16 protein-coding genes are annotated in these 14,107 nt (G+C 72.5%); 7 read left to right on the forward strand and 9 right to left on the reverse strand.

The window, feature by feature from the left end:
* Positions 1 to 7: 7 nt before the first annotated feature.
* A complete protein-coding gene (locus ACFYPM_RS16000; RefSeq protein WP_387196695.1) occupies positions 8 to 1,144 on the reverse strand; it encodes a tetratricopeptide repeat protein in 1,137 nt (378 codons plus the stop codon).
* A gap of 110 nt (positions 1,145 to 1,254) precedes the next feature.
* Here ACFYPM_RS16000 and ACFYPM_RS16005 point away from each other — a divergent pair, with 110 nt between their 5' ends.
* Positions 1,255 to 2,061, forward strand: a complete 807-nt coding sequence (locus tag ACFYPM_RS16005) for a hypothetical protein (RefSeq protein WP_387196698.1) — start codon at positions 1,255 to 1,257, stop codon at positions 2,059 to 2,061.
* 20 nt (positions 2,062 to 2,081) lie between these two features.
* On the opposite strand, the gene ACFYPM_RS16010 is transcribed toward ACFYPM_RS16005, so the two are convergent.
* On the reverse strand, positions 2,082 to 3,020 hold the full coding sequence (locus tag ACFYPM_RS16010; protein WP_387196701.1) for a hypothetical protein: 939 nt from the start codon (positions 3,018 to 3,020) through the stop codon (positions 2,082 to 2,084).
* A 307-nt stretch (positions 3,021 to 3,327) separates the two neighbouring features.
* Between ACFYPM_RS16010 and ACFYPM_RS16015 the strand changes: the two genes are divergently transcribed.
* Positions 3,328 to 4,149, forward strand: coding sequence for an RNA methyltransferase (locus ACFYPM_RS16015; protein ID WP_387197372.1), 822 nt, complete (start codon positions 3,328 to 3,330; stop codon positions 4,147 to 4,149).
* 14 nt (positions 4,150 to 4,163) lie between these two features.
* Here ACFYPM_RS16015 and ACFYPM_RS16020 read toward each other — a convergent pair whose 3' ends face one another.
* Both ACFYPM_RS16020 and ACFYPM_RS16025 read right to left on the reverse strand, forming a co-directional pair.
* Positions 4,164 to 4,700 carry an RBBP9/YdeN family alpha/beta hydrolase gene (locus tag ACFYPM_RS16020; RefSeq protein WP_387196703.1) on the reverse strand — a complete coding sequence of 179 codons (537 nt, stop codon included), beginning with the start codon at positions 4,698 to 4,700 and terminating at the stop codon, positions 4,164 to 4,166.
* Between the two features lie 94 nt (positions 4,701 to 4,794).
* Positions 4,795 to 6,357 (reverse strand): NAD(P)/FAD-dependent oxidoreductase, encoded by a 1,563-nt coding sequence (locus tag ACFYPM_RS16025; RefSeq protein WP_387196706.1) that lies wholly within the window; start codon positions 6,355 to 6,357, stop codon positions 4,795 to 4,797.
* 175 nt (positions 6,358 to 6,532) lie between these two features.
* On the opposite strand from ACFYPM_RS16025, the gene ACFYPM_RS16030 reads away from it, so the two are divergent.
* The 5 genes from ACFYPM_RS16030 (at position 6,533) to ACFYPM_RS16050 (ending at position 10,209) form a co-directional block, all read left to right on the forward strand.
* On the forward strand, positions 6,533 to 7,840 hold the full coding sequence (locus ACFYPM_RS16030; protein ID WP_387196709.1) for a hypothetical protein: 1,308 nt from the start codon (positions 6,533 to 6,535) through the stop codon (positions 7,838 to 7,840).
* A gap of 33 nt (positions 7,841 to 7,873) precedes the next feature.
* Positions 7,874 to 8,314: a hypothetical protein gene (locus ACFYPM_RS16035; protein WP_387196712.1), complete on the forward strand. Its 441-nt coding sequence runs from the start codon at positions 7,874 to 7,876 to the stop codon at positions 8,312 to 8,314.
* Positions 8,315 to 8,387: 73 nt separating this feature from the next.
* Complete coding sequence (locus ACFYPM_RS16040; RefSeq protein ID WP_387196714.1) at positions 8,388 to 8,960, forward strand: GNAT family N-acetyltransferase; 573 nt, start codon at positions 8,388 to 8,390, stop codon at positions 8,958 to 8,960.
* A 41-nt stretch (positions 8,961 to 9,001) separates the two neighbouring features.
* Complete coding sequence (locus tag ACFYPM_RS16045; protein WP_387196717.1) at positions 9,002 to 9,415, forward strand: type II toxin-antitoxin system Phd/YefM family antitoxin; 414 nt, start codon at positions 9,002 to 9,004, stop codon at positions 9,413 to 9,415.
* An 83-nt stretch (positions 9,416 to 9,498) separates the two neighbouring features.
* Positions 9,499 to 10,209: a helix-turn-helix domain-containing protein gene (locus tag ACFYPM_RS16050; protein ID WP_387196720.1), complete on the forward strand. Its 711-nt coding sequence runs from the start codon at positions 9,499 to 9,501 to the stop codon at positions 10,207 to 10,209.
* On the opposite strand, the gene ACFYPM_RS16055 is transcribed toward ACFYPM_RS16050, so the two are convergent.
* The 5 genes from ACFYPM_RS16055 to ACFYPM_RS16075 all read right to left on the reverse strand — a co-directional run bounded on the left by ACFYPM_RS16055 (position 10,191) and on the right by ACFYPM_RS16075 (position 13,985).
* Positions 10,191 to 10,769 (reverse strand): dihydrofolate reductase family protein, encoded by a 579-nt coding sequence (locus ACFYPM_RS16055; protein ID WP_387196723.1) that lies wholly within the window; start codon positions 10,767 to 10,769, stop codon positions 10,191 to 10,193. The two genes, ACFYPM_RS16050 and ACFYPM_RS16055, sit on opposite strands and share 19 nt — an antisense overlap.
* Positions 10,770 to 10,916: 147 nt before the next feature.
* On the reverse strand, positions 10,917 to 11,984 hold the full coding sequence (locus ACFYPM_RS16060; protein ID WP_387196726.1) for an ABC transporter ATP-binding protein: 1,068 nt from the start codon (positions 11,982 to 11,984) through the stop codon (positions 10,917 to 10,919).
* Positions 11,981 to 12,796: an ABC transporter permease gene (locus tag ACFYPM_RS16065; RefSeq protein WP_387196729.1), complete on the reverse strand. Its 816-nt coding sequence runs from the start codon at positions 12,794 to 12,796 to the stop codon at positions 11,981 to 11,983. The genes ACFYPM_RS16060 and ACFYPM_RS16065 overlap by 4 nt, the downstream gene beginning before the upstream one ends.
* Entirely contained in the window at positions 12,793 to 13,566 is a 774-nt protein-coding gene (gene modA / locus ACFYPM_RS16070; protein WP_387196732.1) for a molybdate ABC transporter substrate-binding protein, read from the reverse strand. The genes ACFYPM_RS16065 and modA overlap by 4 nt, the downstream gene beginning before the upstream one ends.
* Positions 13,563 to 13,985 (reverse strand): molybdopterin-binding protein, encoded by a 423-nt coding sequence (locus tag ACFYPM_RS16075; RefSeq protein WP_387196735.1) that lies wholly within the window; start codon positions 13,983 to 13,985, stop codon positions 13,563 to 13,565. The genes modA and ACFYPM_RS16075 overlap by 4 nt, the downstream gene beginning before the upstream one ends.
* Positions 13,986 to 14,107 lie beyond the last annotated feature (122 nt).

The raw sequence follows: 14,107 nt of genomic DNA on the forward strand, positions 1-14,107 counted from the left end.
GTCGCCGTCAGCGGGTGCGCCGGACCAGCGCCCGGGCCTTCTCCGTGTGGGGATGGGTCGGGCCGTGCACGCGTTCGCACCCGGCCAGCGCGGCCCGCGCCTCCTGGCCTGCCCTCCGGTCACCCGCCTCGACCAGCAGCAGGGCGAAGAGCGTCCGCATCTCCAGGGTCGCGGGATGGTCGGCGCCTCGACCCCGATCACTGTCCGGCAGCGTGTCCGCCAGCAACCGGATCGCCTCGGCCCGCCGGCCCACTCCGTCCAACGCTCGGGCCAGGGAGTGCAGGGCGTGCAGGCGTACGCCGTCGGTGTTGCTCAGGGCTCGCCCGGCGTCGTCCGCCAGCGACCGGGCCGCGTCGACCGCCTCGGCCGCCCGGCCGTTGTCGAGCAGGACGACCAGCAGGTTGCTGCGGGCCTGGAGCGTCACCGGGTTCGTGGACCCCACCGTCCGGCTCAGCCGCCGGACCACGTCCCGCAGAGCCCGTTCGGCCTCTTGGCTGCGGCCCTGGAGATGCTGGAGCCCGGCCAGCTTCATCTGGCAGGTCAGGGTGTCCGGGTCGTCTCGACCCAGCGTCCGGGCCATGCCGTCGGCGACCCGCCGCAGCAGCGGCTCGGCCTCGTCCATCCGACCCAGCTCGATCAGCAGCCAGCCCAGGTTGTTGCCGCTGCGCAACGTCTCGACGTCCTCGTCGCCCAGCACCCGACGCCGCGCCTGGTAGACGTCTCGTTGCACCCGATGTGCCTCGGCGTGGGAGCCGCGCTGCCAGAGCGCGAAGGCCAGGCTGTGCTTGCTGCGCAGGGTGTCCGGATGCTCCGGCCCGAGCGCCGAGCTGCGCAACGCCACGACCTCCTGACAGAGGGCCACGGCCTCGTCGATGTCGTTGTTGCGCATCAACTCCTGCGCGTAACGGGTCCCCGCCTCCAACGTCCGCGCGTCGGTCGCGCCGTACTGCTCGTGATAGGCGTGGTACTGCAGCCCGAAGGCGGTCGGACCACCGAGGGTCGTGGTGCTCGACCGACCGCCCTGGGTGACGGTGATCTCGATGACCGGGCCGGACGGCTTCGATTCGCGCGGTGGTTCGTCGTCGCGTTTACGGCTGCGGTTGAACCATCTGCCCACCGACCGCACCTCCCACAGTGTCGACACCCTCACGATCGTCACCGACAGCAGACCATGTGTCGACGGCACACCCGACGACCTATCGTGAGTCCGACACGTTCTCGCGGATCGGCGCCCGGAAACGTCAGGAGTCGACAGTGCACCTCAGTCTGGCGACGAGCCCCGGCAGGGCCAACCGGCGCAACGAGGACTTCGTCGGTGCGGTGCCCGGAGCTGTCGTCCTGCTGGACGGCGCGGGCATTCCGGGAGCCGAGTCGCTCTGCCACCACGGGGTCGCCTGGTACACCCACCGTCTCGGCGGCGCGCTGCTCGGCCAGTTGTCGCTCGACGACGGCCGGGACCTCGCGACCGTCCTCGCCACCGCCATCGACGAGATCGCCGCCGCGCACCGGCCGACCTGCGACATCGTGGACCCCAGCAGCCCGCAGGCGACGGTCGTGCTGGCCCGCGCCCGCGGGGACCGGCTGGACTACCTGCTCCTCGCGGATTCCTTCCTCGTCCTCGACCAGGCCCACGGCGGCCCGCGGGTCATCACCGACGAGCGTGAGGTGATCGCCCGGCGCGACTGTTCCGTCCCGCTGAGCGGTGTAGCTCGGGATACACCTGAGTACGACCGCATTCGCGCCTCCTGCAGCACGGCGATGCGGGCCCGCCGGAACCGGCCGGGCGGCTACTGGATCGCCAAGGACGACCCGCGCGCGGCGCGGGAGGCGGTGACCGGCAGTCGGTCCCTTGCCGACCTGAACGGCATCGCGCTGCTCAGCAACGGCGCCAGCCGCATCGTCGACCCGTACGGGCGGACCGACTGGCCCGGCGTGCTGGCACTGCTCGCCGCCGACGGCCCGGCCGGCGTCATCCGGGCCGTCCGGGAGGCCGAAGCCGACCCCGACGGCCAGGTCCCGGACGACGCCACGGTGGCGTACTGGACGCACCTGCCGCGGTGAGGGCTCGCCCCGAGAACCAGCTACCGAGACACGGCCCCGGGAGCGCTCGTTCGACTCAGCGTGCACTCGGGTTTGGTCAGGCTGAGGTACGAGCTGGCGGCGACCAGCAGCCCCAGACCCCACAGCGTGTACGCCGGCAGCACGACGGCCAGGAACCACGCCGCCCCGTCCACGTTGTCGCCGGTGGCCCAGGCGGTCATGCCGGCGATACCGAAATAGGTGGTGAGGCCCGCGCCGACGAAGAGTCCGGGGCCGGCCACCAGCCAACGGGGGACCTTTCGGCCGGCGAGCGGCAGGACCCAGCCGGGCCAGATCCGGCCCCAGCGGTGTACCAACGCCAGCGGCAACAGTGTGCCCGCGAGGAGCATCAGGACGATAAAAGTGATCATGAAGGTCCAGGGGATCTCCGGTGCCTTGCTCGACACGAAGCCGTGCACGCGCTCGGCGACGAAGCGCGCCAGGCAGGCGGCGACCGTCAGGTATCCGGCGAACAACGCCCAGGGTGGCGTCGGAGCGTCCCGCCCCGCGGGCCGGCGGCCGTGAACCCGACCGCAGCCGTGGCAGGCCCCGCGTGCCCGCCGCTGCTCGGCGTTGGCGATGACGATGGTCAGGGCACCGCCGAGGGCGCCACTGCCCTGTGCCAGCAGCGTCACCCAGTCCATCGCGTCCAGATCCATCCCGAACAGGCCGCCGAGGATCATCAGGAGGGTCAGCGGGACCATGAACGAGTACAGGACCATCGACACACCGGACACCCAGCCGAGTACGGCCAGCGTCCAACGGACCCTCGTGCTCCGGTCGCGTCCGACGCCCGAGCTGATCAGCAGGATCGCCGCCGCCGACAACACCGCGGGCACCACCGGAAGCCACCCGCCGGGAAAGAAGGATTCGCCCGGCTCGGCGAACCGGGGCGCGCCCCGGACTGCCCACCAGGCGTGCACGATCGCGTACGCCGTCACCCACGCCGCGGTGCCCGCTGGAACCCACCTCCGCCAGTTGGCGGTCGTGCGCACAGGCCGTTCTGTCCAGCGGATCATGGACCGATCATCTCTGGCGCTGGACGACACCTCCTCCCCGCCGGAGGGGAGCGCCCTGCCGCTGCCGGGGGAGTGGCCAGCAGCTCAGGAGGACCGCGACCGGGCCGACTCCTCGTGGAGCGCGCGCCGGGTCCGGTGCCCACCCACGTAAGCTCGGCAGGTTCTGGTGCGTCGTAGCCGGCCGCACGGCGTGCCGAACAGTGCACGGTCAGACGCGATGGAGGCGGGGTTGGTGGCGGTCCTACGGGTGACAACTCGCAATGCACGGTTCCAACAGTGGGAGGCGCTGTTGGGCAACCGCACCAAGCGCCAGCGCAACGGCGAGTTCCTCGTGCAGGGCGTCCGACCCATCACGCTCGCGACCCAGCTCGGGTGGCAGGTCCGCGAGCTCCTGTACAACGCGGACGCACACCTGTCGAGCTGGGCGCACGAGACCCTCGACGCGGCCCGCGCGACGAAGGTGGCCGTTGCCGGCGAGTTGATGCTCGAGCTGGGTGGCAAGGCGGACGTCGCCCCGGAACTGCTCGCCATCGTGGCGTTGCCCGATGACGAGCTCGGTCGCATCCCGACGGGTCCCGACCTGCTCGCGGTCGTGTTCGACAGGCCCACCAGCCCCGGAAACATCGGGACGCTGGTCCGCTCGGCGGACGCCTTCGGCGCCGGTGGCGTCATCGTCACCGGCCATGCCGCCGACGTCTACGACCCCAAGTCGGTGCGGGCCAGCACGGGCTCACTCTTCTCGGTCCCCGCGGTGCGGGTGCCCTCCCACCGAACGGTGCTCGACTGGGTCGAGGCCATCCGCGCGGACGGCGTCGACGTGCAGGTGGTGGGGACCGACGAGAGCGGCACGGTGGAGGCGGCGGAGTACGACTTCACCCAGCCGACGCTGCTGGTGGTCGGCAACGAGACGTCCGGGCTGAGTTCGGCGTGGCGCGACGCCTGCGACCATCTGATCCGGATACCCATGGTGGGCACGGCCAGCTCCCTGAACGCCGCCACGGCCGGATCCGTCGTCCTGTACGAATCGGCACGCCAGCGGGCGCGCGGCTGACGGATTCCCGCGCGTCAGGGGATGAGCCGGTCGAGCAGCTCGAAGCGCTCGTACGGCTGGTCGTAGTCGCCGAAGTGCCCGTCGTCGCGCACGATCTGGGTGCCCCCGAGACGCTCGAACATGGCGCGCCCCTGGCGGTCGTCGCAGCCGTACGGGTCCTTGCGGGAGTTGATGAAGTAGATGTCGCGCACGTGGGACCGGATGGCGGCCCAGTCGTAGCTCTGCTGCAGGACCGGTTCGTCGCTGGCGTTGGGCCGGGTGCAGTAGCCGGCGACCAGGATCGCCTGCGCCACGGTCACGTCGACGTGTTCGAGGAGCGCCAGAAGGAGCGCCGCGCCACCGGAGTGGCCCACCAGGATCGTGTCCTCGTCGAAGTGGTGCCCGTTGAGCACCGTCGGCAGGAACGTGGCGATCGGTTCGACGTTGATGCCCGGGTGGTGCGGGACCTCGACGGTGTAGCCCCGGGCCTCCAACCGTCGCGCCAGCCAGCGGTACCAGACGACGTCCGGGTTGCCACCGGTCCCGTGGAAGATGATCGCCCTGCGCCCCACCCTGCCCCCTTCGGATCGACGTGTAGATCAAACCACGTGATCCTCGGAGGCGGGGCAGGCGACGCCTACGGCATTCGGCGGGGCGGCCGGGCGCTCAGTCCACGGGTGCCGGCAGCGGCGCGGCCCGGTCACCGTCGCCGCCGGCGCGCACCCCGACGGGGGCGGCGATCGGGGCGGCGACGATCCGGCTGGCCAGCACCGGCGCGTCCCGGCCCGTGCCGCGCCGGTCGCCGCCGACGGACTGCTCGTGGTAGTCCTGCTCGACGTTGACCGACCAGACGTCGTGCGTACTGCCGGTGGCGATGTTCTCGGCGGTGAGCATCGCGGTCAGCATCGAGTGGTCCTGGTTGTTGTAGCGGTGCATGCCGTTGCGGCCCACCGGGTGCACGTTCGGCACCGCCTCGGCCAGCCAGGCCCGGATCACGTCCACGTTGTGCTGGTAGCGCTCGTCGTACACCGGGTAGGCCTTGGGCATGCGCACGACGTAGCCGGCCTCCACCACTGCGGGACGGACCAACCCCAACCGCTCCAGCTCCGCGGTGGCCAGGGCCACGAGGTCGGCATCCGGGGTACGCCACATCTCGTCGTCCTCGAAGACGAAGTACTCCAGGCCCAGGCAGGTGCGGCCGTCCTTGACGAGGTACGGCGACCAGGAACCGAAGTTCTGGATCCGGCCCACCCGTACCCCCGGATCGTGCACGTAGATCCAGTTGTCCGGAAACGAGAACTCCGCAGGCACCACGAGCGCCACCGTCAGGAAGTCGCGGTAGCGCAGGTCGGCGGCGCAGGCCAGCACCTCCGGCGGCGCCGCCGGACGCAGGACGGACACCAGCTCCGAGATCGGCATCGACGAGATCACGTCATCGGCTGGTTCGGTACGCTGCCCGTCCGCGCCGTTGACCGTCACGCTTATCGCCCGCCGTCGCTCCGGGTCGCGGTGCACCGCGGTGACCCGGATGCCAGTCGACAGCTGCCCACCCCGGCGACACACCTGCTCGGCGCAGCGCTCCCACATCATCCCCGGCCCGTACTTCGGGTACTGGAACTCCTCGATCAGGCTTGTCACGTCCGTGCGTCGCCGCCGGGGCAGCAGCGCGTTGCGGATCGCCGTGGCCAGGGACAGGTTCTTGATCCGCTGCGCGGCCCAGTCCGCCTGCAGCCGGTCCGCCGGCATACCCCAGACCTTCTCGGTGTACGTCTTGAAGAAGATCGAATACAGCCGCCAGCCGAACCGGGCCGACACCCAGCCCTCGAAGTGTGACTGGTCGCGTGGCGGCCGGAGCCGGGCGTGGGCGTACGAGCCGAGGCAGCGGACCGCCTCCGCCAGCCCCAGGTTGCGCAGCGCGTTGACGGCGCTGAGCGGGTAGTTGAACAGCGCGCCCCGGTAGAAGATCCGGCTCATCCGGGGCCGGGTCAGGAAGTCCTCGTCCGGCAGGATCTCGTGCCAGAACGCCTCCACCCGGGGCACTTTGGTGAAGAACCGGTGCCCGCCGATGTCGAACCGCCACCCGTCGCGCTCCACGGTCCGGCTGATCCCGCCGACCACCTCGTCGGCCTCGAAGACCCGGACCGTCCGGCCGTGCCGGAGCAGTTCGTACGCGGCGGTGAGCCCCGCCGGACCCGCGCCGATGACCACCGTGCCGTGCTGCTCGCCCATGCTGCCGCACTCCCCGCTCTGCTGATCGTCGGTGGCGCCGGGCCTACCCGTTCTGCGCCGAATGCCACTCTCGGTCAACGATCGTTTCCACTCCGGAGTGGCGTCTGGCGGCGTACAACGGGTTGGACCACACTCCTGAGCGGCGGGTGGGCCGGCGAACCGGGGGGCGGAACGGATGCACCGGTGGCGACGCGGCGCGGCGACGCTGGCCGTCCGACTGGGCGCTGCCGGCCGTGCCGGCCTGGTGGGTGCTGCCGGCCGTGCCGGCCTGGTGGGCGCTGCCGGCCGTGCCGGCCTGGTGGGTGCTGCCGGCCGTGCCGGCGCGCGCGCGGCCCGTCGGGTCCCGGCGCCCTGGCCGTACGTGATCGGCCTGTTCGTCGGCGCGAAACTGCTGCTGACCCTGCTCGGGCTACTGGTCCTGCACGCCTGGGACGACGTGCCCGGGGCGCCGGCGCCCGAGGAGGCGCTGATGTGGGCGCAGCAGCGCGAAATCTCCGGGCACCGGTGGATCTCCCTCTGGTTCGCCTGGGACGGGCTGCTCTACCTGCGGCTGAGTGAGCTGCCCCTGGACCGGCCCTGGAACGATTTCGGCTTCCCGCTGCTCTACCCGTTCCTGGCCCGGCCGGTCGGCGCGCTGCTCGGCGGCGACAGTGCGCTGGCCCTGCTGCTGATCAGCAACGTCGCGTTCCTGCTCGCGCTCTGGTACGGCTACCGGCTCGCCGAGGTGCTGCTCGGCGACGCACCCGCGGCCCGCCGCTTCACCAGGTACCTCGTGCTGCTGCCGACCGCGTTCCTGTTCCAGGCCGCGTTGACCGAGTCGCTCTTCGTCTGTCTCGCGTTGGCCGCGTTCTACCACGCCGAGCGACGCCAGTGGCTGCTGGTCGGTGTGCTCGGCTACTTCCTGGCGATGAGCCGCTCCGTTGGCCTGCTCGTCGCGCTGCCGCTGGCCCTGGTCCTGCTGCGCCAGCACGACTGGCGGCTCGGCCCCCGCGCCCTGCTCGGCTGTCTGCGGATCGGCTGGCCGTTGCTGCTGCTGCCCGCCGGCTGGTTCACCTTCATGGCGTTCTGCAGGTGGCGCGGCGGCGGCTGGTTCGCCTACCAGCACGCCCAGCGGACCGGGTGGGGCATCGAGGTGCAGAACCCGGTGCCGGTGCTGCTGAACGGGCTGGCCGGGGAGCCCCGCGACGCCGCCCGGGTCCTCTTCGCCGTGGCCGTCCTGGCCGTGCTGGTCGCCGGGTTGCGCCGCCGAGAGCTGGCCTACCTGGTGTACGGCGTACTCATGGTGCTGGTGCCGCTGTCGATGGGCCCGGCGGTGTACCGGAGCCTGTTGCGGTATCTGCTCGCCGCGTTCCCGGTGGCCCTGGTGCTGGCCCGGTGGGCCCGCCACGGCGGCGTCGACCTCTGGCTGACCGCGACCCTCGCCGTGGTGCAGGGCGTGCTGTTCGTGCTCTGGCTCACCTACTGGACCCACATGATCATCTGATGGGGCCGGCCGCCGACGGGGCAGAATGAGGCGGTGACCGAGCCGCGGGTGCGCCTCGACGACCTCGGGGCCTGGCTGATCAAGGGCAACGCCGACCAGGTCGACCTGACCGCTCGGTTCGCCCAGGCCCCCCGGCTGACCAGCTGGTGCGTACGCCCCGGCTACCGGGCGCGGATGATGGGCGCCGGACAGGCGATCGTCTTCTGGGCCAGCGGCAGTCGCGGTCGACTGCCCTACGGGCTGTGGGGGGTCGGTCGGGTCACCGGGCCGGCCGAGCCGGGGCCGCCGAAACAGCCCTGGTCGGTGCCACTGGACCTGCCCATCCTCGCCGAACAGGACCGGGTGCCCCGGCAACGACTACGCGCCGATGAGCGGCTCGCCGCCCTGGAGGTGTTCCGCCAACCGCAGGCCGCCAATCCGTCGTACCTGACCGTGGCGCAGTTCGCGGCGCTGCGTACCCATCTGCCGACCTGAGCGCGCCGCCCGGCGCGGGCGGACGCGCCGGGCCCTGTGCGACGCTGTTTCCCCGCAGCTGACTGGAGGCCCGGTGTTCGCCCTGCCGCTGACCGAGGAGGTCGAGCTGCGCCCGCTGGACCCGTGGCGGGCCGAGGAGTTCCTCGCCCACCTGGATCGGGCGCGGGAGCACATCCAGCCCTGGGTGTCGCCGTCGTTCGTCGCCACCGACCTGCCGTCGGCCCGCGCGGTGTTGCAGCGGTACGCCGACCGGTGGGCCAGCGACACCGGCGGCATCTGGGGGCTGTGGTGGCGCGACACGCTCGTCGGCGGCGTCATGTTCGTGTCGTTCGACGCGACCCGGGGCGTCTGCGAGGCGGGTTGCTGGGTGGAGCCGGCCGCGCAGGGAAGGGGAATTGTCGCCCCGGCGATCCGCCGGATCGTCGACTGGGCCGTACGCGAGCGCGGCATCCACCGGGTCGAGTGGCGTACCGCCGCCGACAACACCCGCAGCAGGGCACTCGCGCGGCGGCTCGGCCTGCGCCTCGACGGCACCCTCCGCCAGGTCAGCCCAGGCCCGCACGGCCGCATCGACCTCGAGGTCTGGTCGGTGCTGGCCGACGAGTGGCTGGCCGGACCGGGCGCGGCGCCGACCACCGTCCACTGACGACCGCGTGTTTTGTCGTACCCCGGCGGCACCATGCATCCATGGCCGTCCCCGCGCTCACCCCCCACCCCGACCCGCCGCGTTCCGTGCCGCTGCGTGAGGCGCGCACCCGGTTCGGTCAGCTTGTCGCGCTCGCCGAGCTGACCGACGCGGTGACCGTCGTCACCCGCGACGGCGATCCCCGCCCGGTCGCCGCGATCGTTCCCGCCGCAGCCGCGCGCAGCGGCGCGCAGGCCCGCGCCGACGCCGACCGGCTCGCCACGGTCACCGCGGGCTGGGCACGCCGTCTCGAGGAGCAGCACCGACGCAGCACCCAGCGGCACGCCGCCGAGCTGGCCGCGATCCGCGCCGCGCTGGCGGAGGCGTGGGCCGAGTTGGATCGCCGAGTCGTCCCGGGCGGTGACCCCACGCTGGCCCGGCTACGCGCGGCGCACAACGACCTGCTCGCCGGCTGACCGCGTCCGCGCGGCCGGTTGTCGGCGGGATCCTCCGTAGCCGGGCGAGCCATGGCGAGCGCGCGGCGCCGTAACCTTCGTCCGTGGCACTGCGGTTCACGACACGCGGATCGGACTCGCCGTGGGTGGACACCGTGTGGACCTGCACGAGTGAGCAGGTCACCGCGATGACGTCGGTCGCGGGGGTGCGGTGGGGCCTGGTGTTCTGGACACAGGCCGGCCGTGCGCACACGGGCATCACCGGTCCCGAGACCCGGACCGGCACTGCGCCGGTGCCGGGCGGCGCGACCTTCACGGGCATCGAGTTCGCCGTGGGCACCTCGTTGCGCGCCGTGCCCACCTCGGCGCTGACCGACGGTGGCATCGCGCTTCCCGACACCACGCGTCGGACGTTCCGGCTGGACGGGAGGCACTGGCAGACGCCCTCTCCCGACGACGCCGAGGCTCTGGTCGACCGTCTCGTCCGGGCCGGGGTCGTGGTCCGTGACGCGCTCGTCGCCGACGTGCTGCGGGGTCACCGCCCGGCCGTGTCGGGGCGCACGCTCGAACGCCGGTTCCGCGCCTCGACCGGATTGACGCAGAGTGCCGTCCGGCAGATCGAGCGTGCCCGCACGGCGGCGGAGTTACTGGCTGTCGGCGAGCCGGCAGCCGACGTCGTCGTCAAGCTCGACTACTTCGACGAGCCGCACCTGGCCCGAGCGCTGCGCTCCTACGTGGGCCGCACCGCCGGGCAGTTGCGCGAGGGGTCCGGCGGCGCGATCGCCCTCGACCTGGATCACCGCCGGACGTCGTAGACCAGCTTGAGGATCCCGTTCGGGTAACTCTCCGACTCCCGCAGCGTCAGCATGCGCTTGTCCCGGTCGGCCCGTCCGAACAGGCTCTTGCCGGCACCGAGCAACACGGGGAAGACGAGCAGGTTGTACTGGTCGATCAAGCCTGCGTCGGACAGCCGCCGAGCCAGCTCCGCGCTCCCGTGGATGAAGATCGCGCCGCCCTCGCTCTCCTTGAGCGCGGCGACGTCCCCGGTCGAGCGCAGGATCGTCGTCGGTCCCCACCCGTCGACGACGGCGTCGTCGGACAGCGAGGTCGACACCACGTACTTGGGCAGCTCCTTGTAGCCGGCGTGGTCCTCCGAGCCGGGCCAGACCGGCGCGAACGCCTCGTAGCTGCGCCGGCCGAACATCAACGCCGTCGTGTCGGCGAGTTCCTCGCCCTTCAGCGACCAGGCTTCCGGGACGAACTCGAGGTCCTTGAACACCCACCCACCGCTGCGGTGCTCCTCGGTCGGCCCGCCGCCGGGCGAGTCCACGACGCCGTCGAGCGACATGAAGCCGGTGTAGACCAGATTGCGCATTGTGCTGTCTCCTCGTGCTCGGGCGGGCTGCCGGGTCCACGCTAGATCGCGACCCCGGTGGCTGTCTTGGACGAAAACGACAGCGAACCCACCACCACCACCACCACCGCGGCCGGCTCGTCGTGCGTGTCTGTGGCGACCCGACGTTCAGCCGGTGGCCGGGTAGGCGTGTGTCTCGGCTGCCGTGACCGCCACCCAGACCCGCTGACCGGGAATCAGTCGCAGTTGGGCGGCCGCGGCAGGCGTGACGTCCGCGGCCACCCCGATCGGCCCGTCCAGCTGCACCCGTAGGTTGTCGCCGTGCCGCTGGACGCCGGTCACCGTCCCCGCCCAGGTGTTGCGCGGGCTGCCCTCCGGCCGGGACGGGTGCAGGGCTACCGCCGCCGGGCGGAACGCCACGAAGGCCTCGCCGTCCAACGGGTCGGCGACGGTGAGGGTCAGGGCCGGCGCGACGCGTACCCCGTGTCCTTCGGCCCTGCCCCGGTAGAGGTTGAGCCCGACCAGCCGGGCCACGTAGTCGGTGCGCGGGCGGGCGGTGACGCTCGGTCCGTCACCCTCCTGGACCACCCGACCACCCTCGACGATGACCAGCCGGTCGGCCAGCGCGAGGGCGTCCAGCGGGTCGTGGGTGACCAGCACCGTGGCGCCCGGGTGCGCGGACAGGTGCCGGTGCAGCTCCGCGCGGGTGTCCAGCCGGGTACGGGCGTCCAGCGCGGCGAGCGGCTCGTCCAGCAGCAGCAGCGACGGCGCGACGGCCAGCGCGCGAGCCAGCGCCACCCGCTGCGCCTGACCACCGGAGAGTTGTCGGGGACGGCGGTGCGCCTGCGCGTCCAGCCCCACCCGACCGAGCCAGTCCCGGGCGGTGGCACGCGCTTCCCGCCGGTCCACGCCGTGCCGGCGCGGCCCGAACGCCACATTGTCCAGGGCGCTGAGGTGCGGAAACAGCAGGTAGTCCTGGAAGACCACGCCGATCGGCCGGCGCTCGGTGGGCACCCAGCCGCGCGTCTCCGGGCGGTCCAGGTCGACGCCGTCGAGCGTGACGTGCCCGGCGCTGAGGGGGTGCAGCCCGGCCAGCGCGCGCAGCGCGGTGGTCTTGCCGGCGCCGTTCGGCCCGAGCAGCGCGACCACCTCACCGGGCGCCACCCGCAGCGGGACGTCCAGCCGGAAGGCACCCCGGTCGACGACGAGCCGGGCGTCGAGCAGCGGAGGCTTCATGCGCTGGTCATCCACCGGTCCCGCAACGCCACCAGAATGCCCACCGACACGACGAGCAGCACCAGGCTGAGCACGATCGCGGACTCCAGGTCGGTCTCCAACGCCAGGTAGACGGCGAGCGGCATGGTCTGCGTCCGACCGGGATAGTTGCCAGCGAAGGTGATGGTGGCACCGAACTCGCCCAACGCCCGCGCCCAGCAGAGCACCGCCCCGGCGGCCAGACCGGGTGCCACCAGCGGCAACGTGACGTGGGTGAAGGTGGTCCACCGGCCGGCGCCCAGCGTCGCGGCGGCCTCCTCGTAACGGTGGTCGGCGGCGCGCAGCGCCCCCTCCACCGCGATGACCAGGAACGGCATGGCGACGAACGACTCGGCCACCACGACGCCCGCGGTGGTGAAGGGCAGGGTGATGCCGAACGTGGCGTCCAACCAACCGCCGAGCAACCCCCGCCGGCCGAAGACCAGCAACAGCGCCACCCCGCCGACCACCGGCGGCAAGACCAGTGGCACGGTGACCAGCGCGCGGACCAGTCGGCGGCCGGGAAACTCGACCCGGGCCAGCACCCACGCGAGCGGCACCCCGAGCAGCAGGCAGAGCACGGTGGCCAGGGTCGCGGTCTGTACCGACAGCCGCAGCGCGGTCAGCGCCCCCGGCGTGGTGAGCCGTTGCGGCAGGGTTGCCCAGGGCGCCCGGATCACCAGACCGACGAGCGGCAGGACGAGGAAGAGCAGCCCCAACCCCGCGGGGATCAGCAGCGCGATCGGCACCCGCCCTCGCCGTCGGGGCGCGGCGTGCTCGAGGACCCGGCTCATGGTGCCTGAAAACCGGCCTCGGCGAGGACCGCCTGCGCCGGCGCCGAGCGGACGTACGCGACGAAGGCCCTCGCGCCGGCCGGATTCGGAGCGTCCTTCAGCGCGACGATCGGGTAGTCGTTGACCGCCCGCGCCGACTCGGCAAACTCCACCCCGGTCACGTCGGCGCGCGCCGCTCGTGCGTCCGTGCGGTAGACCAGGGCTGCGTCGACCTCACCGAGCTTCACCTTGGCGAGCGCGCCCTTGACGTCCTGCTCCAGGGTCACCGGGGTCAGCGCGACGCCGGCCGCGTCCACAGCGGTGCGGGCGGCCGCCCCGCAGGGCACCTGGCTTGCGCAGAGCGCCACCTTCACCCCGGACCTGCTCAGGTCGGCCAACCCGGTCACGCCTGCCGGGTTGCCCCGAGGCACCGCGATCACCAACTGGTTGCGGGCGAAGGTTGTCGGGGTGCCGTCGGCGTTGCCCGCCCCGGTGACCGTGGCCATGTTCGCCGGGGCGGCAGAGGCGAACACGTCCGCCGGCGCACCCTGGTTGATCTGGTTGGCCAGCGCGGAGCTGCCGGCCACGTTGAGAGTCACGGTGCTGCCCGGGTTGGCGGCCTCGAAGTCCTTACCGATGCGGCGGAACGACTCGGTAAGCGAGGCGGCCGCGAACACCGTCACCGCGCCGGTGCCCCGGCCGTCCGAGGCCCGGTCGTCGCCCGCGCCGCAGCCGGCGACCGTCAGCGCCAGGACGACGGCCATCGCCGTACGCGTCGCCCGCGCGCTCATCCCGCCGACCTTCCCCGGCTCGGGCCGGGTGCGGCCCGCTCCACCACCACCGTGGTCGACTTGATCACCGCGACGGCCATCGACCCGACCCGCAGCTCCAGCTCGTCGACCGCCTCCCGGCTCATCAGCGACACGACGCGGAACGGGCCGGCCTGGATGTCGACCTGAGCCATCACCGTGTCCTTGCGGACGTCGACGACGATGCCGCGCAGCCGGTTGCGGGCCGAGGAGAACTCGGCGCCCGCGTCCGGGTCGCCGGCCTGCGCGCGGGCGAACGCGGCCAGGTCGACCCCGTCGATCACCCGGTGGTCGTGCTCGTCGCGCCCGGCCGTCAGCCGCCCGGCGTCCACCCAGCGGCGGATGGTGTCGGCGCTGACGCCGAGCAGGTCGGCGGCCTCCCCGATCCGGTACGTCGTCACCCATTCACCCTAGCGCCCGCAGTTGCGAGCCCATAGGACCACCACAGCATCATTTGCATAGTCTTACAGGCATCTACTTTAGCAATTGCGACGACGTGCGCCGAGACGCACCGCCCTCGCAC

Origin of the sequence: Micromonospora sp. NPDC005203 (assembly GCF_042872705.1) — a bacterium.
In the GTDB taxonomy this organism is placed as follows: Bacteria; Actinomycetota; Actinomycetes; order Mycobacteriales; family Micromonosporaceae; genus Micromonospora.

Excerpts from the sequence above, each read along its gene's own strand:
- ACFYPM_RS16025 (WP_387196706.1), bottom strand. The coding sequence starts at position 6,357 with ATGGGCGAGCAGCACGGCACGGTGGTCATCGGCGCGGGTCCGGCGGGG.
- ACFYPM_RS16055 (WP_387196723.1), bottom strand. The coding sequence starts at position 10,769 with ATGCGCAATCTGGTCTACACCGGCTTCATGTCGCTCGACGGCGTCGTG.
- ACFYPM_RS16030 (WP_387196709.1), top strand. The coding sequence starts at position 6,533 with ATGCACCGGTGGCGACGCGGCGCGGCGACGCTGGCCGTCCGACTGGGC.
- ACFYPM_RS16045 (WP_387196717.1), top strand. The coding sequence starts at position 9,002 with ATGGCCGTCCCCGCGCTCACCCCCCACCCCGACCCGCCGCGTTCCGTG.
- ACFYPM_RS16065 (WP_387196729.1), bottom strand. The coding sequence starts at position 12,796 with ATGAGCCGGGTCCTCGAGCACGCCGCGCCCCGACGGCGAGGGCGGGTG.
- modA (WP_387196732.1), bottom strand. The coding sequence starts at position 13,566 with ATGAGCGCGCGGGCGACGCGTACGGCGATGGCCGTCGTCCTGGCGCTG.
- ACFYPM_RS16060 (WP_387196726.1), bottom strand. The coding sequence starts at position 11,984 with ATGAAGCCTCCGCTGCTCGACGCCCGGCTCGTCGTCGACCGGGGTGCC.